The following is a 22,048-nucleotide window of genomic DNA, read 5'->3' on the forward strand; positions in this document are numbered from 1 at the left end:
TGCAACTGGCTGAACGGCACCATCACTCCCTTCGGCTTGCCCGTGGACCCCGACGTGTACATCAGGCACGCCAACTGACCGCTCGCGGGCCTCGCGGCCTCCTCCCCGTCGGCCTCCACGTGGGGCTCGTCCAGCCACACGTCCACGCGCGTGCCTTCCGCATGGCCCCTGCGGCCCAGCACCACCTGCGGCGTCGCATCCGCCAGGATCTGCTCGATGTAGCTGCGGGGGTACGCGGGGTCCACCGGCACGTAGCAGCCGCCCGCCTTGAAGATGGCCAGCATCGCTACCAACAACTCCGGCGAGCGCTCACTCAGGACCGCAACGCGCGTCTCCGCTCCCACTCCCAGCGCCCGCAGCCTCCGGGCCACCTGGTTCGCTCGCGCATTCAGTTGCCGGTACGTCAGTTGCCGGTGCCCGCCACCCGCGTCCACTCCGATGCACGCCACCGCGTCCGGCGTCGCTCGCACCTGACGCTCGAACGTCTCCGCCAGGCTCCACGTCTCCTCCAGCGGCAACGACGTGTCATTGAGCTTCTCGTAGAGCCCCTCCTCCTCCTCCGTCAGCAGCCGCACCTCGGGCTGCCCCTCCACCAGCGCCTCCAGCACCCGCTGGTGGTGCTCCACCATCCTCCTCACCGTCTTCTCGCTGAAGAGGTCCGCCGCGTACTCCAGCACCAGCTCCAGCGAGGACCCATCTCCGTAGAACTGCCAGTCCTGCTCGCTTGCTGTCGTCCGCTCTCCCGAGCGCTCACCCTCCGACGTCGGGGAGCGCTGGTGCCTCACGATGATGGCCCCGAAGGCCGTCTGGCTGTTGTCCCGCTGCCGCCTCGGCGCTTGCTCGGACGGGGTCGTCTGGCGCTCCACCGCCGCCTTCGTCCGCCGCAGCACCTCGCCCAGGCTCGGCGCTCCCGACAGGTCCAGTCGCAATGGCAGGATGTCGGCGGAGGTCCCGTTCAGGCCCCCCAATGCCCCCTCTTGTCCGGGGCTCGCCGTTGTCGTCCCGACGCACACGTCCTCTCGGCCCGTGTACCGGTTCAGCACCACCGCGAGGCCCGCCACCAGGCTCGTGAACAGCGTCGTCTGGTGCTCCCAGCCGAGCTCCGCCACACCCCTCACCACCGATGACGGATAGCGGTAGTGCAACGTCGCCGCACGCCAGGTCTGGCTCGACGTCCGCAGGTAGTCGGACGGCAGCTCCAGCCCGTCCGCATACCCGTCCAGCCTGGCCTTCAGCAGCGTCGAAACTCTGGACAAGGAACTCCTCCAACTGTTTGCGCAACGCCGACAGCGACGCCACCACCCGGGCCGGCCCTAGAAGCTCGCCGCCCTCGCGGAAGCGCGCTGCCGGAGCTCCGAATACGGCTCCGCCATGCAGACCAACACCCGCCGGCTGCCTTCGAACGGATCCCTCCCGTGCGACACCAGCATGTTGTCGATCAACAAGACGTCGTCCTTCCGCCACTCGAAGGAGACCTTGTTCCGGTCGAAGGCGGAGCGGATGGGTTCGAGCACGTCGCTCCCGATGGGCGACCCGTCTCCGAAGTACGAGTTGCGCGGCAGCCCGCTCTCCCCGAAGAACGACAGCATCATCTTCTGGGAGCCCGGGTCCAAGGCGGAGAGATGGAACAGGTGGGCCTGGTTGAACCAGATCCTCTCTCCGGTGAGCGGATGGGCCGCGAAGGCCTGGCAGACCTGGATCGTCCTCAGGCCCCCCTCGGTCCACTGGCATTCCATGTCGTGGTCGGCGCAGAACTTCTCGACCTCGGCCTTGCTGCTCGTTCCGAAGACCTCCTGCCAGGGCAGGTCCACGCCCGCACGGTAGTTGCGCACGTACCGGACCTTCTTGCGCTCGAACTCCTCCTGGACTTCGGAGGGGATCATCGCCGTCACCCGGCTCATGTCCGCCAGGGGCGTCCGGCCTCCCCGGCTCGCCGGCTCCACGCAGTTGAACAACAGCCGCATCGGCCAGTCGCGCTGGTAGGCGTTCTCGCAGTGCTGCGGGATGGGCAACTGCTTCGGGTACTCCGTCGCCGTGTAGAGGTTCTGCCCCAGGTCCGTCCGAGGCGTTGACCGGTAGGTGTAGTTGAGGCGCCGGTCGAAGAAGCTGTTGGCGATGCTCTCGAAGCCATTCCTGCTGCCGAAGCCTCGGAAGAGCAGGGCCTTGTGCTCGGTCAGCCGCTGCTCCAGCCCGTCACGGTTGGCCGCGACCCAGTCCTCCAGCAGCATTGACTGCTCGCCGGGCGTGATGACCACGGGCCACGTCGCGTTATCCAGGTTGCCGGTCATTGCGTCCTCCACGGAGTCTCAAGAGGGTCGGGCGGCCTCAAGGTCCGAGGTCGCCACCGCCCAACTGCATCGCGAGCGCGCTGATGGTGGGCGACTGCGAGAACTCCACGATGCTGATCGTCTTCTGGAACTGACTGTCGATCTTGTAGAGCAGCATGAGCGCGGGGAGCGAGTGCCCGCCCAGCGCGAAGAAGTTGTCGTGGACCCCGACCTTGTCGATCTGCAGCACTTCCTTCCAGAGCTCCGCCAACTGCTGCTCCACGGGCGTCCGGGGCTCCGCGTGCGCGCCGGTGTCCGCCGTCCGTTGCAGGTCGGGCTTGGGCAGGGCCTGACGGTTGACCTTGCCATTGGGCGTCAGCGGAAGGCTGTCCAGTTGGACGAACGCCCGGGGCACCATGTAGTCCGGCAGGCGCTCCGCCAGGAACCGCCGCAGGTCGGCCGCGGGGATCTCCTCGTCCGAAACGCAGTACGCGACGAGCTGCGCTTCCGCCGAGCCCACCACCTGGTCGTTCAGCTCGTAGCCGAGGTCGTGGATGATGCCTTCGACCTTCGCGATCTCGATGTCCGCCGAGTCGTCGAGCTCCCGCATCGCCTCTTCCCGGCTGATGTGGCCCATCCGCACGTCCCAGCTATAGGGCAGCGAGTAGTTGTGGTACCGGCGCTCCTTGTTGTGGACGTAGATGCCCACGTCGTTGAGGAGGCAGTTCGTCGACCGCCCGGTGTCCGCCGGCCTGGACCACTCGACCGTCTTCTCGATGTAGTCGTACATCTCCTGCCGGCTGGCGTGGCAGTACCGGTAGAAGTCGACGAAGCGGATGTTCTCGATGACCTTGTCGTCCTTGACGTGGGTCGTGTCGAGCAGGCGGCTCACGGCGTCGTCGATGCGGTGGTAGATCTTCCGCGCATCCACCAGGCTCTTCTCGAAGGCGTCGTTGGCGAAGGTCGACGCGCGGAACAGGGCCGACAGGCGCGTCTCGAACAACTGGCCCTTGGACAACCCCATCACCACGTGCCTGACGCCGAGTTCCTGCGCCAGGTTGATGGCGAACGTGTAGATGGTCTTGAAGCAGCCGTTGCACACGTTGCTGTGGCGCTTCAGGCTGTCGACGAAGATCTCGTTCATGTGGCGGGTGGAGAGGTAGCGGTGCTCCACTCCCAGCCTGGCCACGACCCGGTTGATGTTCTGCTTCGCCTCTTCCGAGATGTAGCCGTTGTCCAACGTGAAGGCGTACACCCGGGCGCCGAGGTCGATCATCCGGCAGAGGGCGTACGTGCTGTCCTTGCCGCCGCTGAGCGCCACGATGCAGTCGTACTTCGCGTGGCCGCGGTCCTTCATCTCGGTGACGATCGCCTTCAGCTCATCCATGGTGCTGAAGTAGTCGTCGACGACGCCGCGATACCTGTCGAAGGCCTCGCAGTGGTTGCAGACGCCCTCGGCGGAGTACGTCGTGTTGGGGAAGTTCGACGCGAGCCCACACCGGGTGCAGTAGGTGAGCTGGGCGGCGGCGGGGTTCTGCGCCGTCTTCGTCGAATCGACGGTGCACTCCTTGACGCCCGGATAGGCGAGGAGCGCGCTCTCGATCTCTCCCAGCTCGATCCGGTATCCCCGCAGCTTGATCTGCAGATCCTTCCGGCCCAGGAAGACGAGGTCGCCGCGCTCGTTCACCCGGCCCAGGTCTCCGCTGACGTACAGGCGCTCCCCCACCACGAACGGACTGGGGATGAAGTGCTCCTCGGTGACCTGGGGCTTGCCCTTGTAGCCCAGCGTCACCCCGGCGCCGCCGATGTAGAGCTCCCCGATCTCCCCCGGCTTGACGGGACGCCGGCGCCCGTCGAGCAGGTAGATGCGGACGTTGTCGATGCCCGTTCCAATCGGCACCGACCCGTGCAGGTCCACCGCGGGGTCGTAGCGGTGGATCATGCACCCCACGACGGTCTCCGTGGGGCCGTACTCGTTGTAGAGCACCGCCCGTCCCTCCAGCCGCTTGTGGACGTCCCCCGCCACCTCCGCCCGGAGGTCCTCTCCTCCCAGGATGAGCACCTTCAGCCGGCTTCGCGACAGGTCCGTGTTCCGCAGCAACGCGAGGTGGGCCGGCGTGAGCTTCACGACGTCGACCTGGTTGTCCTCCAGGACCCGGTGGATGACGGGCACGTCGTCCCCCAGGTCCGGGTACACCTGGATGCAGCGCCCGGAGATCAACGGCACGAAGATGGAGGTGACCGTGAGGTCGAACGACAGCGAGGAGTAGAGGGCGAAGCTTTCGACCGCGTCGGTGACGTACTGCTTCTTCGCCCACCAGACGTAGTTCATCAGCGCGCGGTGCTGGACCATCACGCCCTTGGGCAGCCCCGTCGAGCCCGAGGTGTAGATGCAGTAGACCTGCTGGTCGGGTGCGACCGGGAGCCCCAGGTCGTGGCCCTCCCCCGCATAAAGGGCGGGGTCATCCACGTCGATGACGCGCGCCGAAGCCGACCGCGCCGCGTCCAGGCGGGAGCGCGATTCCCGGTCGGTCAGCACGCACGTGGCGCCGCTGTCCGTCAGGATGTAGTCCACCCGCATGGCGGGCAGTCCCACGTCCACCGGCACGTACGCCGCGCCTGCCTTGAGGATGGCGAGCAGCGAAACCAGACACGCGGGGGTCCGGTTCATCAGCACGGCCACCGTCCCCCCCGGGACCACGCCGCTCGCCACGAGGTGGCGGGCGAGCTGATTGGCCCGGCGGTTGAGCTCGCGGTAGGTGAGGGATTCGGCCCCCGACCTCACGGCGACGGCCTCCGGGAGCCGGTCCGCCTGCTGCTCGAACAACTGGTGCACGCCGACGTCCGACGGGAACTCGGCCTTGACCTGGGGGACCGCCGCATACGCATCACGCATGCGCGCCGGCGGGTTGGATGCGAACGCTCGATTGTCCATCTGCGCGGAGTTCCTTTTGCCGGTGGGTTGCGGAAGGGTCACGAAGCCCGGGTCCTCGCCGCCGCCGCGCTGCCGGGCGCGGCCAGGACCTCGGAGATCCGCCCCGCCAGTCGCAGCGCGTTCTCCCCCTGCAGGACGGTGTAGTGATTGCCCGGCACCTGCACGACGTTCGCCCGCGGCGCCCTCCACCCGCTCGCGCCGTCGTTCGAGGGAAGCGCGGCCCGCTCCGCCGCCTCATAGAGGTAGAGGTCCGTCTTCGGCCCGAGCGTCTGCGGCGTGAAGCCAGCGAACAGCGACAGGTAGTACTTCGCGGTCTCGAGGCGGGCCAGGAGGTACTCCGACGAGCCCTCGGAGAGGGAGATGCCGAAGTGACGCGCCAGCTCCTCCAGCGCCTCGGGCCCCTCCTCCGAGACGAAGACCTCCTCGCTCCAGCCGCGCGACTCGAGGAACGTCCGGGCGGCGTCGACCTCCGGGATGGAGAAGCCGCGGCCCCGCGTCGTGCCCAGGATGTGGGTCGCCGCGATCAACGGCGCCCAGCCACGCTCACCCGCCAGCTTCGGGATGGGCGCTGAATCCACCAGGCCCACGTACTCCACGGCGCAGCCCCGGTGCTCCAGTTCGCGGGCAATCGCCAGCGCGATGAGCCCGCCGGAAGACCACCCGAGGAGCCGGTAGCCGCCGTCGGGCTGGGCCTTGAGGATCGCGTCCGCGTAGAAGCGCGCCAGGGGCTCGATGGCGCTGAACTCACGGGCCCCCTCCGACTGGAGCGCGTACACCCGCGCGTGCTTCCCCATCGCCAGGGCCAGCTCGCGGTAGGCCGTGACCTGCCCGCCCACGGGGTGGACGCAGAACAGGTTCGGCAGCGTCCCGAGGGTGGCGAGCGGCACGATGACGGAGTCCTCCGCGCCGGCCCCGTGCACGACACCCGCGCCGTCCCCTTCCGGCGACTCGGGCGAGAGCGCCTTGTCCACGGTCGCCGCGAAGTCCTTCAGCACCGGCGAGTCGAACAGCGACTGGATGCCCAGGTTGACGCCGAAATGCCGGTGCACCTGCGACAGGACCCGGTGCGCCAGCAGCGAGTGCCCACCGAGGTTGAAGAAGTTGTGCAAGCGGCCCACCTGCGGCGCGGGCATGTCGCCCTGCTTGAGGCACTCGGACCACAGGCCCGACAGGGTCTTCTCCGTCGGCGTCTGGGGGGCGACGTAGTCACCGCCCTCCTCGATGCTCTTGGGCTCCGGCAGCCCCAGCCGGTCGAGCTTGCCGTTGGGCAGCCGCGGCAGGGCCGGCAGGAACAGGTAGAGCGTAGGCACCATGTACGTCGGCAGCCGGGCCGACAGGTACTCCCGCATGTCCTCGATGGACAGGGTGTGCCCCGGCTTCGTGACGATGTACGCGAGCAGTTGGGGCGTCTTCGCGCCCCGGGGCCAGCCGAGCGCCGCCGACTCGAGCACCTCCGGGTGGCCCGCCATGCACTTCTCCACCTGGCGGACGTCCACGCGGTGGCCGCGGATCTTCACCTCGTAGTCCCGGCGCCCCAGGAACTCCAGCGAGCCGTCCTCGAGGACCCGCGCCATGTCGCCGGTGCGGTAGAGGCGGCTGCCGGGCTCGCCGAACGGGTTCGGGATGAACCGCTCGGCCGTCAGCTCTGGCTGCCCCCAGTAGCCCCGCGCCGTCCCCGGGCTCTCGACGTGGAGCTCGCCCATGATGCCCACCGGCAGCGACCGCAGCTCGTCGTCGAGCACCATCGCCCGGGTGTGCTGGATGGGCCGGCCAATGGGCACGAAACCGGAGCTGTGGAACTGCTCGTTCGGGGCGCAGTAGGTGATGTCGTTGACCTCGGTGCAGCCGTAGTTGAGCCACGCCGTGCACGACGGCAGCGTCTCCCGCAGCTTCTCCACCAGCTCCACGGGGCACGGCTCGCCCGCGAGGATGACGTGCCGCAGGGAGCCCAGGCGCTCCGCCACGCCGTGGACGTGGGACAGGATGGACTCCAGGTGCGACGGGAGCGTGAACAGCCGGGTGACGCGCCACCGCTGCAGGTGGCTCACGAAGGCCTCCGCGTCCTTGACCACCGCCCCGTCGATGAACGCCAGGGGCACGCCCGCCAGGAGCCCCGAGAACAGCTCCTTCATCGAGACCGCGAAGGCCGTGGACGTCTTCTGCGCCACGACCTCGTCCTCCCCGAAGGGCACCCGCTTCCACAGGGGGTACAGCCAGTTCAGGATCTGCCGGTGGGGAACGAGCACCCCCTTCGGGAGGCCCGTGGAGCCGGACGTGTACATGACGTACATGAGCTGCTCCGGGTCGGTGGCCTCCAGGAGCTCGCTGACGTCCGTGGACGCGGCCAGGACGTCATCGAGGTACAGCCGCTGCCCGGCCGCCCTGGACAGGCGCTCCCCCAACGCGCGGCCCGACAGCACCAGGTGCGGCCGCGCGTCCGCGACGATGGTGTCGAGGTACTCCTGCGGGTAGCCGGGATCGAGCGGGACGAAGCAGCCCCCGGCCTTGAGGATGCCCAGGAGCGCGACCAGCAGGTCCGGCGAGCGCTCGAACAACAGCCCCACCCGCGTCTCCCGCTTCACCCCGCGCGCCCGCAGGTGGTGGGCGACCTGGTTGGACCTCCGGTCCAGCTCCCGGTAGGTCAGGCTCCCCTCCACGCCCATGCACGCGACCGCGTCCGGCGAGGCCTTCACCCGCTCGTTGAAGAGCGCGATGGGGCTCTTGGACAGGTCGAGCCTGCCGCCCTTCGCCCCGGACGCGCCGCCCTGATGCACGTCCTCGGTCACCAGCGGGAAGTCCGTCAGCCTGCAGTCCGGCTTGTCCACGAGCGTCTGCAGCACCTGCTGCAGGTGCGTGATGAGCCGCTGGACGGTCCGCTCGGAGAACAGGTCCTTCGCGTACTCGACGACCACCTCCAGCGAGCTGCCGTCGCCAGCGAACTGGAGGTCGAGCTCGTTGGGCGTCGTCCGGTCCCCGAACTCGATCTCCCCCGCCCCCAGGTCGCGCCCCAGGTCGCGCGAGGTGACCGTGGGGAAGTTCTGGTGGCGCATCACCACCGGCACCAGCGGAATCTGGCTGCTGTCGCGCTGCTTCTGCAGCGCCGCGAGGATGTGCTCGAACGGCAGCTCGCGGTGCTTCATGCCCTCCAGCATCTGGGCACGCACCCGCTGGAGCACCGTCTCCGCGGTGGGGTTGCCGCGCAGGTCGACCCGGATGGCGAGGATGTTGACGAAGAAGCCGATCAGGTTCTCGAGCTCGAGGTGATCACGCCCCGCCACCGTGGTGCCGACGCACAGGTCCTCGCGGCCCGAGTACCGGTTGAGCAGGATGGCCGTGCTGGCCATCAACGTCATGAACAACGTCGCCTGGTGGCTCTTGCTCACCTCCGACAGGCGGGCGGCGAGCTCGGCCGGGAACGCGTGCCGCACGCTCGCGGCGCGCCAGGCCCTGTTGGGCGGGCGGGCGTAGTCGTACGGAAGCGACAGGCCCTCCTGATAGCCCTCGAGCGTCCTCTTCCAGTAGTCGAGCTGGCCGCCGAGGTCCTGCTTGCGCTGCCACACGGCGTAGTCCGCGTACTGGAGCGGCAGGGGCGGCAGGTTCGGCTGCGAGCCCGTCTCCGCCGCCATGTAGAACTCGTAGAGGTCCCGCAGCAGCAGGTCGATGGACCACCCATCACAGATGAGGTGGTGCATGTTCAGCATGAACACGTGGTGCTCGGGCGTCACCCGCAGCACCGAGACCTTGAGCAGCGGACCCTTCGCGAGGTCGAACACATGGCCCGCGTGGGCCGCCATGCGGGCCGCGACGCCTGACGCCTCGACCTCGATGAGGGGGACTTCGATCCAGAGCGAGTCGGCGATCCGCTGGACGGGGTATCCGCCGCCCTCGGGCACGACGAACGTCGTCCGGAAGGTCTCGTGGCGCGCCACCAGCCCGTTGATGGCGGCGCGCAGCGCGGGCAGCGACAGCCCCTTGCCGCGCATGTGACAGGCGAAGGCGACGTTGTAGCTGGTCCGCTGCTCGACCATGTGCTCGTGGATGAACCAGAGCCGCTCCTGGACGTACGACAGCGGGAGCGCCTCGCCCCGGTCCGTCATGCTGATCAACCCCTGGGTGGGGCCGTTGCGCCCGGCGAGCGCCGCGTCCACCGCGCTCGCGAAGCCCTCCAGCACGGGCGTCTCGAACAGGGTGTTGATGGGCAGCTCCAGGTCGAACTTCTGCCGGATGCGAGAGAACATCTGCGCGGCGAGCAGCGAGTGGCCGCCCAGCTCGAAGAAGTTGTGCGTGACGCCCACCTCCACCGGGGCCCGGCCCTGGCTGAGGACGTCGCTCCATATCTCCGCCAGCGCCTTCTCCGTGGCCGTCCGGGGCGGGACGTACCCTTCGCCCTGCGGCTCCACCTTCGGCTCCGGCAGGCTCAGCCGGTCCACCTTGTCATTGGGCAGCCGTGGCAGCGCCTCCAGGACCTGGAAGAGCGTGGGCACCATGTAGGCCGGCAGCGAGGCCGACAGGTAGTCGCGGATCTCCTGGATGGGAGCCGCCCCCTTCACCCTCGGCACGACGTAGGCGACCAACTGCGGCTGGGTCCCCCCGAGCGGCCAGCCCACCACCGCCACCTCGTGGAGGTCGGGATGCGAGCCGAGGACCTTCTCCACCTGGCGCACGTCCACGCGGTAGCCGCGGATCTTCACCTCGTAGTCCCGGCGCCCGAGGAACTCCAGGGAGCCATCCGGCAGGTAGCGGGCGAGGTCGCCCGTCTTGTAGAGGCGCGAGCCGTCGTTGGCGTGAGGGTTCGCGATGAACCGCTCCGCGGTCAGCTCGGGCAGGCCCCAGTAGCCCCGCGCGAGGCTGAGGCTCTCCACGTACATCTCACCCATCGCGCCGACGGGCACCTTGCGCAGCTCTTCGTCGAGCACGAACACCCGCGTGTTGCGGATGGGCCGCCCGATGGGCACGAAGCCCGTGTTGCTCGTCTGGTCCGCCGGGTCGCAGTACGTGACGTCGTTGATCTCCGTGCAGCCGAAGATGTACCAGGGCGTGACCCACGGCATGGCGGCCCGGACCTTCGCCAGCAGCTCCGTCGGGCAGGGCTCGATGGAGATGTACAGGTGGCGCAGCGAGCGCAGGCGCTCGTAGGCGCCATGGACGCTTGAGAGCAGCTCGGCGAGCTGCGAGGGGAAGGTGTACAGCCGCGTGACGCGCGACTGCTCCAGCTCCCGGATGAAGCCGGCGACGTCGCGGACCGTGGCATCGTCGATGAAGACCTGGGGCACCCCCACCACCAACCCGGCGAACAGCTCCTTCACGGAGATGGCGAACGACGTGGAGGTCTTCTGGGCCACGACCTCGTCCTCGCCGAACGGCACCCGCGCCAGGACCGCGTGCAGCCAGTTGAGGATCTGGCGGTGCGGCACCATGACGCCCTTGGGCAACCCGGCCGAGCCCGACGTGTACATCACGTACGCGAGCTGCTCCGGCGACACCCGCACCCCGGGGTCGTGGGACCCGCGCGCCAGGAGCTGGGCGTCATCCAGGTGGATGCGCTGGTCCACGCCCCAGAGCATGCGCTCGCCGAGCCGCCGGTCCGCCACCACCATCCGGGGCCGGGCGTCCGTCAGGACCTGCTGCACGTAGTCGGAGGGATACTGCGGATCCAGCGGGACGTAGCACCCGCCCGCCTTGAGGATTCCCAGGATGGCGATGAGCTGCTCGGCGGAGCGCTCGAACAGGACCCCCACGGGGACATCCGGCCCGACGCCCAGCGACAGCAGGTGATGCGCGACCTGGTTCGCCCGCCGGTTCAGCTCCGCGTACGTCACGCGCCCCTGGCGGCCGAGACACGCCGCGGCTTCAGGCGTCTTCCCGGCCTGGAGGTTGAACAGGTCCACCACGCTCCTGGACAGGTCCAGCGACATCCCCGTCTCGTTCGAGCGGGAGATGACATCAGCGTCTTCGGAGTCGAGGAGGGCGAAGTCAGACAGTTTGGTGGCCATTCGAGATTCCCAGGAGGTCCTGTTACGAGATGTGGCTCGGAGCTACGCCTTGCCCTTCGTCGAGACGACGACCTTCTCCATCGCGGGAGGGATTGCCCTCAGCTCGACCTGGCCGTAGCCCGTGTTCTTGAACATCCGCTCCAGGTCGGAATAGGCATACGCCTCACCTCCCGGCGTGGTGCCGAGCATCATCATGCTGAACGTGGAGGCGAGCGGCGGCGACGTCCGGTCCTCGTTCGCGATGAACTCGAACGTCAGCACCCGGCCGCCCTCCTTCAGCGCGGCGTGGGCCTTCCGGAGGATCGCCTCACAGCCCGCCTCGTCGAAGTGGTGCAGGAAGTTCGTGAGGAGGATGACGTCCAATCCCTCGCCGAAGTCCACGGTGAAGGCATTCCCGGGGCGGAACTCCACCCGGTCGAGCACCCCGGCCTTCGCCGCGTTCTCCCGCGCGACCTGGAGCACGTTCTCCCAGTCGAGGAACGTCACGTGCGCCTTGGGATTGCGCTGCGCGATGGCCAGGCCGAAGAGGCCGTGGCCGGCGGCGACATCCAGGACCTTGAGCGGCTGGTGGGCCTGGCGGTCCGCCAGCTCCGCGAGGAGGTACGACGGCAGGGCCATCATCGGCGCCATCGCGCGCGCGAACTTCACCCACTGCGGATGGTCCGGCGCCACCACCCCCTGCTCCGGGAGGGTCAGCTCCCCCGTCCGCACCACGGACGCCAGGTCCTTGAAGCCATCCATGATGTACGGAGACAGCAGGAAGTCGATGCTGCCGCCCAGATAGCCGGGCGACTTCTTGTCCAGGAAGAGGCCCATCTCCCGCGTGAGGAAGAAGAGCTCACCGGCGTTCTTGAGGAAGCCGATGGACACGAGGAACCGGCAGAGGATGCGGATGCCACGCGGCGACGCGTTGCAGGCCTTCGCGATCTCCGCCAGGGTCTTTCCCTTCTCACCGACGACGTCGAACACGCCGAGCTCGATGGCGGCCTTGACCGCGGCGGTCCGGTAGTACGCATTGACCGTCGTGTAGAAGAGATCGAAAGAAAACGCGGGGGCTGGATTCTGGGCGTTCATCTGTCAGTCCGGGGTCTTGGCTACGGATCAGGAAGCGACCGCGGTCCCCTGGCCACGGAGGACCCTTCGCGGCTGCTCCTCCAGGCGCAGGAGCCGGTCGTGCAACTGGGGTTCGAAGGAGACGCCGGGCTCGCTGATGTACTGCCAGATGGGCCGCAGGATGGACTCCGCCTTGAGCAGGATCTCCTGAAACTCCCCCTCTGACTGTGACAGGTAGGTGATGGCACCGCCCGCGCCGAACCGCACGGTGGTGCCGTCATAGGACAGCGTGCGGATGGCGATGTTCAGGTCCGCGACCCGGTTGTACCCGAGGTACCCGATCGAGCCGCAGTAGATGCCACGGGGGCTCTTCTCCAGCCGGTCGATGATCTCCATGGTGCGGATCTTCGGAGCCCCGGTGATGGAGCCTCCCGGGAAGACCGCGCGCAGCAGGTCGACGAGGCTGCACTCGGGCGTCAACGTCGACTCGACGGTGCTGACCATCTGGTGGACCGTCTTGAAGCTCTCGATGTCCATCAGCTTGGACACATGCACGCTGCCCGGCACGGACACCCGCCCCAGGTCGTTGCGCATCAGGTCCACGATCATCAGGTTCTCCGCGCGGTCCTTCTCCGACGCGGCCAGGTGGGCGGCGTTCGCGCGGTCGGTCGCGGGGTCCTCGGAGCGCGCGCAGGTCCCCTTGATGGGCTTCGTCTGGACGCGCCCGTCCTCGTCCACCTTCAGGAAGCGCTCCGGCGAGGTGCTGAGGACGCACGTCCGCCCCGTCTTGATGAAGGCGCCGAACGGCGCGGGGTTGCCCCGGCGCATCGCCAGGTACAGCTCCACGGGGTCGAGCTTCAGGTCGAACGAGAAGCCGTTCGTGAGGCAGACCTCGTAGGACTCCCCGTCGACGATCTTCTCCTTGCAGCGCGCGATGGCGGCGAAATAGTCCTCGCGGCCGCGGTCCATGGCGACCGAGATGGACTTGCGCCCCAGGGCCTGGGGCGGACGGACGCCCGGCCCCAGCGACCTCACGGCCTCCGCGGTCTCGTCCATCCAGCCCTGGACGCTCTCGCGCGACTCGGGCTCCGCGACGGCGACCAGCCACACCTCCCGCGTCACGTGGTCGAACGCCAGGAAGCGCTCCACGTGCATCCACAGGGAGTCGGGGATGGTGTTCTTGTGCGTAGTCGCGGCCCCGAACGCGGCCTTCATCTCGTAGGTCATGAAGCCGATGTGGCCGCCCAGGAACTCGAACGGCAGTCCCTCCACGGGGGGCACCACGGTGCGGCTCTCCAGCGTCCGCTCCAGCTCCGCCAGGTGCCGCTCGGCGCCTCGGTCCACCGGCGCCTCGGAGATGCTGTACGTCAGCAGGGCCCTCTCCGGCACGCTGCCCATGAAGGAGAAGCGCGACATGCCCTCCCTCACGGACTGGCTGTCCAACCAGAAGCAGTGCTCCTGGCCGGCGTACAGCCCCAGGAAGAGCGTCTCGGCTTCGAGCGAGGTCGCCAGCCGCCGGGTGAAGGTCTGGAGCTCCCGCTTGCCGTCCTGCGCGCGCCTGGCGTCGCCGGTGCCGGCGGAGACCTGGGGACGGCGGGCCGGGACGTCCTTCCCCGCGTGGCGGTACGCCTCGTCACGGAAGTTGGAGATGAGCTGCATCCCGTGCGCGGTCAGGATCGATTCGGGATGGAACTGCACGCCCCACTTCGGGCGGCTCACATGGCGCAGCCCCATGATGAGGCCACACTCCGTCCGGGCGGTGACGCGCAGGCTCGCGGGGAGCGACTCCGGACGGACCACCAGCGAGTGGTAGCGCACCGCGGAGAAGCTCGGCGGCAGGCCCTTGAACACGCCCGTGCCGTCATGGTGGACGGGGGTCGTCCTGCCGTGGAAGGGGACCGGGGCGTGCGTGATTTCTCCCCCGTAGACGTAGGCCAGCCCCTGATGCCCCAGGCAGACGCCGAGCACCGGGAACGCATCCTGCTCCAGCGCGTCCCGGGAGACATTGAAGTCCTCCGGCCGGGTCACCGAGCCCGGGCCCGGTGAAACCACGATGCACCCGAAGGAGCTCAGGGCCTTGAGCTGCGCCCAGGTGTACTGGTCGTTGCGGACGACCAGCGGCTCGCTCCCGAACGTCTGCGCAACGTAGTCCGCCAGGTTCCAGGTGAACGAATCGTAGTTGTCAATGATGAGGCAACGCATGTGATGAGGCCTCTCCCCAGGCGTCGGCTGCGTGAACCCACAACAGTCACCCTGCTCCGGCTCAGTCCGCGCCCCGGCCCTGGACCCGCGAGCTCAGCCGCGTCGCCGACGGGGAGATCCACGAGGAGAACTGGCCGGGCGTCAGCTCCCGCTGCATCAGCGAGCGGACGTTCGCGAGCTCGCGAGACGTCGGGAAGTACTCCGAGACCTTCGACGCCGAGCCGCGAGGCAGGAGCTTCCCATCGATGTCGAAGGGCAGACCGGCGCACGGGCCGTAGGCCCTGTTGAAGCGCTCGTGGGGCAGGTGCAGTTGGAAGTCGATGCCCAGCGCTCTCAGGCTGGCATTCCAGCGGTCGACCTGCGTCTGGACCTCGGCGACGAACTGCCGCCGCATGATGGCGTTGGTCGCCCACTCCCCGGCGACCTCCGTGGTGGCCACCCGGTCGCCCACCCGGGCGTCGATGGGGACGATCTGCGATTCGCCCCCCGCGAAGTTCCTCGGCCGCCGGAGCCCCGCCCGGAACAGCTCGTGGGAGCGTTCGGAGTCGTCATTGCCGAAGAGGTCGTAGACCTTGGGCGCCCAGTAGTTGAGGTACTTCTGGAAGACGGGGAGGGGGATCGCCCCCGCGGGGAACGTCTCCAGCGTCCCCTCGCGAAGGGTGACCTCGGCGGTCCTGGCCAGCACGCGGTCCAGGCCCACGGCGCCGAAGGAGATGTGGAGGGGCTCCTCGAACATCATGAACCTCGCCGCCCGGGCCAGCGGGGCGAACGAGGACTCGGTCACGGCCTGGATCTGGTACTTGCCCACGCGGTCGGCCAGGAAGCACCACATGAAGTGGGACAGCCAGTCCTCGGTCGGGTAGTTGAACGCCTCCAGCAGGCGGGGGTTCTTGGGATCGCCGCTCATCCGCTCCAGCAGCGCCTCGGCTTCCACGACCCCGTCCTCGCCGAAGTGGGCCAGCAGCAGGTGGACCATGGACCAGGTGTGGCGCCCCTCCTCGAGGAAGAACTGGAAGACGTTCTCCAGGTCCGGGTCGCTCGGCGCCGTCTGCGTCAGCGTCCGGCTCTGCTCGACGGCGGCGTTCTCCACGTCCGCCTGCACGCAGATGTGCTGCAGCAGCAGCGTGCGGTACTCGCCGGGGACCTCCTCCCACACCTTCTTGCCCTGGTGGTCACCGAAGGCGATCGCGTCCTGCCCCGTGGGCACCATGAAGATGCCCCAGCGATACTCGTCGGGACGCATGGCGCTGTACTCGGCCCAGTCCACGCCGTTGACCGACCCGGTGGGCCGGCGGATGCGCATCTGGCGGTCGAGGAACTCGGTGGGGCCCCGCTCGCGCCACCACTTGTAGAACTTCGTCTGGTAGGAGGCGATCTGCCGTGCGAGCAGCGACTGCTCGTCGAGGCCGATGTTGTTGGGCAGTGGCATGGTGTCTCCTACCCGCCCATCGCCGGGGAGAGGGCGCGCTGTGACGCCCTGGCGTCCATGAAGCCAAGAACGTGCTCCGCCAGCGTGGCGGGTTCGTTGAAGACCTGCAGGTGGCCGCCCTGTCCGAGCAGGCGGAGCTCGAGGGACGGGTGCCGCTTCGCGAGCTGGACCGACTCCGAGAAGTGGCTGTAGGTGTCGTCCCGGCAGTGGATGGAGAGCGTCGGAACCGCCTCGAGCGCGGGCGAGACGAACTCCCCGGCGATGCGCCGGTGGTCGTCGTACGCCTTCATGTACCTGGAGAAGACGTGCGTCATCTCCGGGTCGGAGAGGTGGACCATGGTCAGCTTCTCCGCCGCGTTCTTCGGCGTCGCGGGGACCCCGTTGTATTTGTTCAGGATTTTGCCGAGCTTCCCGGCGTGCGCCACGCCATGCCTTGCAATCTCCAGGTAGATGGGCAGCGCGCAGCGATCGAACTCGGACTTGACCAGCGAGTACCCCAGCCCCGCCGGCGCGATCCACGACAGGGTCCGCGGCTTGATGAGCCCATGGGCGGTGGCATGGACGGCCAACTGCGCGGCCTGACACCAGCCGACGAAGTGGAAGGATTCAATGCCCGCCTGCGCGAGGACCTCGGAGAAGTGCCGCGACTGGTCGGCGAGTTCGAAGTCCGTGTCGCGCAAAGGCGTGGCCGGGTCCGGGCACGCCCGTGACTCCCAGATCAAGACACGGAAGCGCCGCGCGAGGAGCCGCGCGAGCCGCGCCACCGTCAGGAAGGTCATCCCATAGGGCGGCAGGAGGACGACCGGCTCCGCGTCCTTCTGGCCAAACTCATAGAGGGTGGACTGGCGTCCGTCGCCGCACCCCACCGTGAGGTAGCGAACCTCCTCCAGCTCGGGTTCGACCATCACCGTCTCAATGCCTGCCAGATAGGACGGCTTCGCGCCCGCGGTGCTCGTGCTCATGATGGGGACTCGCGGTCAGCGGTCGTTCCGCGCCAGGGCATCTCGCAGCGATTTCGGCCGCATGTCCGTCCAGACCTCCTTGAGATAGGCCTGACACGCTTCCTTGCTGCCCCTGGGGCCTACCTGCTTCCAGCCTCCGGGGATGTCGCGGTGCGCGGACCAGAGCGAGTACTGCTCCTCGCCGTTGATCAAGACGACGTAGTCGGCTTCGTCCCCATGGATGCTCATCGTCGTCCCTCCCCCACTTGATCCACGATTACCTCTTAGGCAGATCTATCATGTACTTGACCATGATTGGCGACGAAAGGTCAATATACAGTTCATACGGTCAGTCAAGACCCGCCGGCGGCCCTGCTCCAAATCGTCACGCGGATTTGACGTCCGCGCGTCTGTCTGAACCCGATGACGCAGGCAGACTCGCCGTATGAGGTGTCCATCATGACTTTGCAATGGACATCCGACCTTCGCACCGGCAGATCAGTCCGCTCTGACGTCCATCCCCAGCGGTTGAGAGGTGAAGTGGAATGAAGCAGTTCTTCCGGCTCCAGTTGCGCACCACCAACGTTCCCGCGGCACGCGATTTCTACACGGCGCTGCTCGGCGAGGGCGCGGCCAACGCGGACATCGTGCCGCTCCCCGAGCAGGCGGCGGCCCGCGGCGCCCCCGCCCACTGGCTGGGCTACGTCGGCGTCGAGGACGTGGATCAAGCGGTGCGCGCGTTCACGGAGCGCGGGGCGGTCCAGTTGGGTCCGACCCACCCGGCGCCGGGCGGCGGACGGGTCGCCATCCTGCGGGATCCGGGCGGGGCCATCATCGGCGTGGCGACCGCGCCCGTCCCGGAGCGGGCGCCGCAGCCGGAGGTCGCCTGGCAGCAGCTCTACGCGGCGAACGCGCAACAGGCGGCCACCACCTATTGCGACCTGTTCGGATGGCGGCTCGCGGACCGCCGCGACCTCGGCGGCCTGGGCGTCCACCAGGAGTTCGTCTGCCGCCCTGACGCGGGGAGCACCGGCTCGGTCGTGGACGTGGCGGGGCTCACGGGGGTGCACTCCCACTGGCTGTTCCACTTCCGCGTCGCCGCGCTCGCCCCCGCGCTGGAGGTCGTCCGCAAGGCGGGAGGGACCGTGGTGGGACCCATGGAGCTGCCGAACGGCGATCGCATCGCGGTGTGTGAGGATCCGCAGCGGGCGGCGTTCGCGCTGCGCGAAGGGAATGCTCGCTAGGCGTTGCAATTTTGTCGTGGGACTTCACGGGCCGCACCCTTGATTGGCTTCACGGCGAGTGTTATCCACGAGCGCAATGCAAGAAATTGGCGAAACGGCACTGTGGGTGGCAGGAATGCGCGCGCTCGAGACCGAGCGCCCCAATCCGCTGTTCCGGGATCCCTTCGCCCGCCGTCTTGCCGGTGACTCACTGGTCGAGGAATTGAAGCGGCGCAACGTCGGTGAGAATGCGATGCCGCCCGCCATCGAGGTGCGCACGCGCTGGCTGGATGACCAGATCAACCTGGGGTTGGGACGCGGCATCCGGCAGATCGTCATCCTCGCCGCGGGAATGGATGCCCGCGCCTACCGGCTGGCCTGGCCGGGAGACACGCGGCTCTTCGAGCTCGACCATGGCGCCGTGCTCGAGGACAAGGAGGCCAAGCTCTCCGGCATCACGCCGAAGTGCCAGCGGCACGCCGTGGCGGTGGATCTGGCGGAGGACTGGCCCGCGGCGCTGAAGAAGAGCGGCTTCAATCCCGAGGCGCCCACGCTGTGGCTCATCGAGGGATTGCTCGTCTACCTCACCGAGGAGCAGGTCGCGCTGCTCATGGCCCGGGTCAACGCCTTGAGCGCCCCGGAGAGCGTCGCCCTGATCGACGTGGTGGGCCGCTCCATCCTGGACTCCTCGCGCGTCAAGCTGATGCACAACCTCGCCCGCCAGTTCGGCACCGACGAGCCGGAGGCCCTCCTGCAGCCGATTGGCTGGGCGCCCCACGTCTACACCACCGCTGCCATTGGCAAGCAGTTGGGACGCTGGCCCTTCCCCGTGGCGCCGCGCGGCACCCCTGGCGTGCCCCAGGGATATCTGGTGCATGGGGTCAAACGCTGAGCGGCCGTGTGCTTCGCGAGGTCGGGGGCTCCGCGAAGGACTGTTTTGCCTGATTTACAATATTGTACTGTTTGAGATAGACTATAGCGGCGTGGCTGGGACCTGGGGAGGACCCTGTTGATGGCTGAGCGGCCGAGCGCGATTTCTCCGAGGGATTACAAGACCAAGGAGCTGGTTTGGAATTCGCTCGCCGCCACGCGCAGCAAGCCGCGGCGTGTGCTGCCAGAGGGCGACGTGGTGGGCCATCTGTATCCCCCGGCCAAGGCGGCGCTGCTCACCCACCCGCTGATGAAGAGCCTTCCGCCCGACAAGCTGCGGCTGTTCTTCATCCACTCCGCCTACAAGTTCATGGGGGATATCGCCATCTTCGAGACGGAGACGGTCAACGAGGTGGCGATGAAGATCTCCAACGGGCACACGCCCATCGCCTTCCCTGACGACATCCGCCACGACGCGCTCACCATCATCATCGACGAGGCCTACCACGCCTACGTGGCGCGCGACTTCATGCGGCAGATCGAGCAGCGCACGGGGGTCAAGCCGCTGCCCATGGGCACGGAGACGGACCTGTCCAGGTCGATGGCTTTCGGCAAGCAGCGGCTGCCCGAGTCGCTGCACGGGCTCTGGGAGATCATCGCCGTCTGCCTGGGTGAGAACACGCTCACCAAGGATCTGCTGAACCTGACGGCCGAGAAGACCTTCAACGAGGTGCTGCACCTGGTGATGGAGGACCACGTCCGCGACGAGGGCCGCCACGCGGTCCTCTTCATGAACGTGCTCAAGCTGGTGTGGAGTGAGATGGACGAGAGCGCACGGCTCGCCATCGGCCAGGTGCTGCCCGGGTTCATCCGCGAGTACCTCGACCCGAAGGCGCTGGCGGGCTACGAGCGCGTGGTGCTGGAGCAGCTCGGGCTTCCGGCGGAGCACATCGAGCGGATCCTCTCCGAGACGTACGTGGAGCCGGCGCTGGAGGACTTCCGGGCGCGGTATCCGCTCTCCGGGTACCTCGTCTATGTCCTGATGCAGTGCGACGTCCTGGCGCACGCGCCGACGCGCGAAGCGCTCCGCCGCTTCAAGCTGCTCCCCCAGTGAGTCTGGGAGGCAGCCGGGGGGAGCTGTCAGCCAGCCTGTCTGCCGTCACGTTGACGCTGTACCACCACAACCAACGCGCAAGATGGGTGCCATGGTCAACCGACGGGTCGCTTTCATTGAATTGACGGTCTTCGCGGGCGTGTATCCGTTGGCCTCTGGCTACATGCGTGGCGTGGCCGAGCAGAACGCCGCCATCAAGGCTTCGTGCAGCTTCGAGATCCACTCCATCTGCATCAACGACAATCGGTTCGAGGACCGGCTCAACGCCATCGACGCCGACGTCTACGCGATCTCCTGCTATGTGTGGAACATGGGGTTCGTGAAGCGGTGGCTCCCCACCCTCACCGCCCGAAAGCCCCATGCGCACGTCATCCTGGGCGGCCCGCAGGTGATGAACCACGGGGCGAAGTACCTGGACCCGGGCAACGAGCGGGTGGTGCTCTGCAACGGTGAAGGTGAGTACACCTTCGCGAACTACCTGGCGGAGCTCTGCTCCGAGCAGCCCGACCTGGGCAAGGTCAAGGGGCTGACCTTCTACCGGAACGGAGAGCTCATCACGAGCGCGCCCCAGGAGCGCATCCAGGACCTGAACGCGATCCCGTCTCCGTACCTGGAGGGCTACTTCGACAGCGAGAAGTACGTCTGGGCGCCCATCGAGACGAACCGGGGTTGTCCCTACCAGTGCACCTATTGCTTCTGGGGGGCGGCGACCAACTCGCGCGTCTTCAAGACGGACATGGACCGGGTGAAGGCGGAGATCACCTGGCTCAGCCAGCGCCGGGCGTTCTACATCTTCATCACCGACGCGAACTTCGGGATGCTGACGCGGGACATCGAGATCGCCCAGCACATCGCCGAGTGCAAGCGGAAGTACGGCTACCCGCTCACGGTGTGGTTGAGCGCGGCGAAGAACTCCCCGGACCGCGTGACGCAGATCACGCGCATCCTGAGCCAGGAGGGCTTGATCTCCACCCAGCCCGTCTCGCTCCAGACGATGGACGCGAACACGCTGAAGAGCGTGAAGCGCGGCAACATCAAGGAGAGCGCCTACCTGAACCTCCAGGAGGAGCTGCGGCGCAGCAAGCTCTCCTCGTTCGTGGAGATGATCTGGCCGCTGCCCGGCGAGACGCTGGAGACGTTCAAGGAAGGCATCGGGAAGCTCTGCAGCTATGAGGCCGACGCGATCCTCATCCACCACCTGCTGCTCATCAACAACGTCCCGATGAACAGCCAGCGCGAGGAGTTCAACCTGGAGGTGTCGAACGACGAGGACCCGAACAGCGAGGCCCAGGTCGTCGTCGCGACGAGGGACGTCACCCGCGAGGAGTACAAGGAGGGCGTTCGGTTCGGGTACCACCTCACGAGCCTGTACAGCCTGCGCGCGCTCCAGTTCGTCGGGAAGTACCTCGACAAGCAGGGGCTGCTCGCCTTCAAGGACCTGATCTCCTCGTTCTCCGAGTACTGCAAGCGGTTCCCCGACCACCCCTACACGCAGTACATCAGCAGCATCATCGACGGGAGCAGCCAGTCGAAGTTCAGCGCCAACGGCGGCATCTTCCACGTCACCCTGCACGAGTTCCGCAGGGAGTTCGACCAGTTGCTCGCCGGGTTCATGCAGTCGCTGGGCATGATGAACACCGACCCGCTGGAGTTCCTGTTCGACCTGGACCTGCTCAACCGCCCGCACGTGTACAGCAACACGCCCGTCACCAACGGCGAGGGGTTGCTGAAGCACGTGACGGTGGTGTCGAAGGAGAAGGATGCCCTGGTCGTGCACATCCCGGAGAAGTACGCGCAGCTCGCGTGGGAGATGCTCCGGCTGGACGGCGCCCCCAGCACGCGCATGCGCGTGAAGTACCGCGGGGCGCAGATGCCGTTCATGGCGAACAAGCCGTACGAGGACAACCTGTCCTACTGCGAGGCGAAGCTCCACAAGATGGGGAGCATCCTCCCGGTCTGGGAGCCGGCCCTCCCCTCCATCGCCCCCGTCCGGCGCCCCCAGGTGGCCGTGGCGAGCTGAG

Annotated in this window: 13 protein-coding genes; 4 read left to right on the plus strand and 9 right to left on the minus strand. The window is 67.8% G+C overall.

What is annotated here, in order from left to right:
• From K8556_RS36480 to K8556_RS36525, 9 genes are all read right to left on the minus strand, one after another.
• Nucleotides 1–1,256: AMP-binding protein (locus K8556_RS36480; protein WP_223744745.1), on the minus strand; the 1,256-nt coding region annotated here is incomplete at its 3' end.
• Between the two features lie 57 nt (nt 1,257–1,313).
• Nucleotides 1,314–2,288, minus strand: coding sequence for a TauD/TfdA family dioxygenase (locus tag K8556_RS36485; RefSeq protein ID WP_223744746.1), 975 nt, complete (start codon nt 2,286–2,288; stop codon nt 1,314–1,316).
• Between the two features lie 37 nt (nt 2,289–2,325).
• Nucleotides 2,326–5,202, minus strand: a complete 2,877-nt coding sequence (locus tag K8556_RS36490) for an amino acid adenylation domain-containing protein (RefSeq protein WP_223744747.1) — start codon at nt 5,200–5,202, stop codon at nt 2,326–2,328.
• A 38-nt stretch (nt 5,203–5,240) separates the two neighbouring features.
• Nucleotides 5,241–11,195 (minus strand): non-ribosomal peptide synthetase, encoded by a 5,955-nt coding sequence (locus tag K8556_RS36495; RefSeq protein ID WP_223744748.1) that lies wholly within the window; start codon nt 11,193–11,195, stop codon nt 5,241–5,243.
• Between the two features lie 42 nt (nt 11,196–11,237).
• Nucleotides 11,238–12,269, minus strand: coding sequence for a class I SAM-dependent methyltransferase (locus K8556_RS36500; protein ID WP_223744749.1), 1,032 nt, complete (start codon nt 12,267–12,269; stop codon nt 11,238–11,240).
• Between the two features lie 27 nt (nt 12,270–12,296).
• Nucleotides 12,297–14,450, minus strand: a complete 2,154-nt coding sequence (pabB, locus tag K8556_RS36505) for an aminodeoxychorismate synthase component I (RefSeq protein WP_370640026.1) — start codon at nt 14,448–14,450, stop codon at nt 12,297–12,299.
• 61 nt (nt 14,451–14,511) lie between these two features.
• Nucleotides 14,512–15,879, minus strand: a complete 1,368-nt coding sequence (locus K8556_RS36515; protein WP_223744750.1) for a benzoyl-CoA 2,3-epoxidase subunit BoxB — start codon at nt 15,877–15,879, stop codon at nt 14,512–14,514.
• 8 nt (nt 15,880–15,887) lie between these two features.
• The gene (locus K8556_RS36520) at nt 15,888–16,841 is read right to left on the minus strand and encodes an alpha/beta fold hydrolase (protein ID WP_223744751.1); all 954 of its coding nucleotides are present in this window, start codon (nt 16,839–16,841) and stop codon (nt 15,888–15,890) included.
• A gap of 15 nt (nt 16,842–16,856) precedes the next feature.
• Nucleotides 16,857–17,069 (minus strand): MbtH family NRPS accessory protein, encoded by a 213-nt coding sequence (locus tag K8556_RS36525; RefSeq protein WP_223744752.1) that lies wholly within the window; start codon nt 17,067–17,069, stop codon nt 16,857–16,859.
• Between the two features lie 296 nt (nt 17,070–17,365).
• Between K8556_RS36525 and K8556_RS36530 the strand changes: the two genes are divergently transcribed.
• The 4 genes from K8556_RS36530 (at nt 17,366) to K8556_RS36545 (ending at nt 22,047) form a co-directional block, all read left to right on the plus strand.
• Nucleotides 17,366–18,064 carry a VOC family protein gene (locus K8556_RS36530; protein WP_223744753.1) on the plus strand — a complete coding sequence of 233 codons (699 nt, stop codon included), beginning with the start codon at nt 17,366–17,368 and terminating at the stop codon, nt 18,062–18,064.
• Nucleotides 18,065–18,140: 76 nt separating this feature from the next.
• On the plus strand, nt 18,141–18,935 hold the full coding sequence (locus tag K8556_RS36535; protein WP_223744765.1) for an SAM-dependent methyltransferase: 795 nt from the start codon (nt 18,141–18,143) through the stop codon (nt 18,933–18,935).
• Between the two features lie 120 nt (nt 18,936–19,055).
• The gene (locus K8556_RS36540; RefSeq protein WP_223744754.1) at nt 19,056–20,027 is read left to right on the plus strand and encodes a diiron oxygenase; all 972 of its coding nucleotides are present in this window, start codon (nt 19,056–19,058) and stop codon (nt 20,025–20,027) included.
• A gap of 91 nt (nt 20,028–20,118) precedes the next feature.
• Nucleotides 20,119–22,047, plus strand: a complete 1,929-nt coding sequence (locus K8556_RS36545; protein WP_223744755.1) for a B12-binding domain-containing radical SAM protein — start codon at nt 20,119–20,121, stop codon at nt 22,045–22,047.
• Nucleotide 22,048 lies beyond the last annotated feature (1 nt).

The organism is Corallococcus sp. AS-1-12 (assembly GCF_020036995.1).
GTDB lineage: Bacteria > Myxococcota > Myxococcia > Myxococcales > Myxococcaceae > Corallococcus.

Coding starts and splice junctions, on each gene's coding strand:
- K8556_RS36485 (WP_223744746.1), bottom strand. CDS start 2,288: ATGACCGGCAACCTGGATAACGCGACGTGGCCCGTGGTCATCACGCCC.
- K8556_RS36490 (WP_223744747.1), bottom strand. CDS start 5,202: ATGGACAATCGAGCGTTCGCATCCAACCCGCCGGCGCGCATGCGTGAT.
- K8556_RS36495 (WP_223744748.1), bottom strand. CDS start 11,195: ATGGCCACCAAACTGTCTGACTTCGCCCTCCTCGACTCCGAAGACGCT.
- K8556_RS36500 (WP_223744749.1), bottom strand. CDS start 12,269: ATGAACGCCCAGAATCCAGCCCCCGCGTTTTCTTTCGATCTCTTCTAC.
- pabB (WP_370640026.1), bottom strand. CDS start 14,450: ATGCGTTGCCTCATCATTGACAACTACGATTCGTTCACCTGGAACCTG.
- K8556_RS36515 (WP_223744750.1), bottom strand. CDS start 15,879: ATGCCACTGCCCAACAACATCGGCCTCGACGAGCAGTCGCTGCTCGCA.
- K8556_RS36520 (WP_223744751.1), bottom strand. CDS start 16,841: ATGAGCACGAGCACCGCGGGCGCGAAGCCGTCCTATCTGGCAGGCATT.
- K8556_RS36525 (WP_223744752.1), bottom strand. CDS start 17,069: ATGAGCATCCATGGGGACGAAGCCGACTACGTCGTCTTGATCAACGGC.
- K8556_RS36530 (WP_223744753.1), top strand. CDS start 17,366: ATGAAGCAGTTCTTCCGGCTCCAGTTGCGCACCACCAACGTTCCCGCG.
- K8556_RS36535 (WP_223744765.1), top strand. CDS start 18,141: ATGCAAGAAATTGGCGAAACGGCACTGTGGGTGGCAGGAATGCGCGCG.
- K8556_RS36540 (WP_223744754.1), top strand. CDS start 19,056: ATGGCTGAGCGGCCGAGCGCGATTTCTCCGAGGGATTACAAGACCAAG.
- K8556_RS36545 (WP_223744755.1), top strand. CDS start 20,119: ATGGTCAACCGACGGGTCGCTTTCATTGAATTGACGGTCTTCGCGGGC.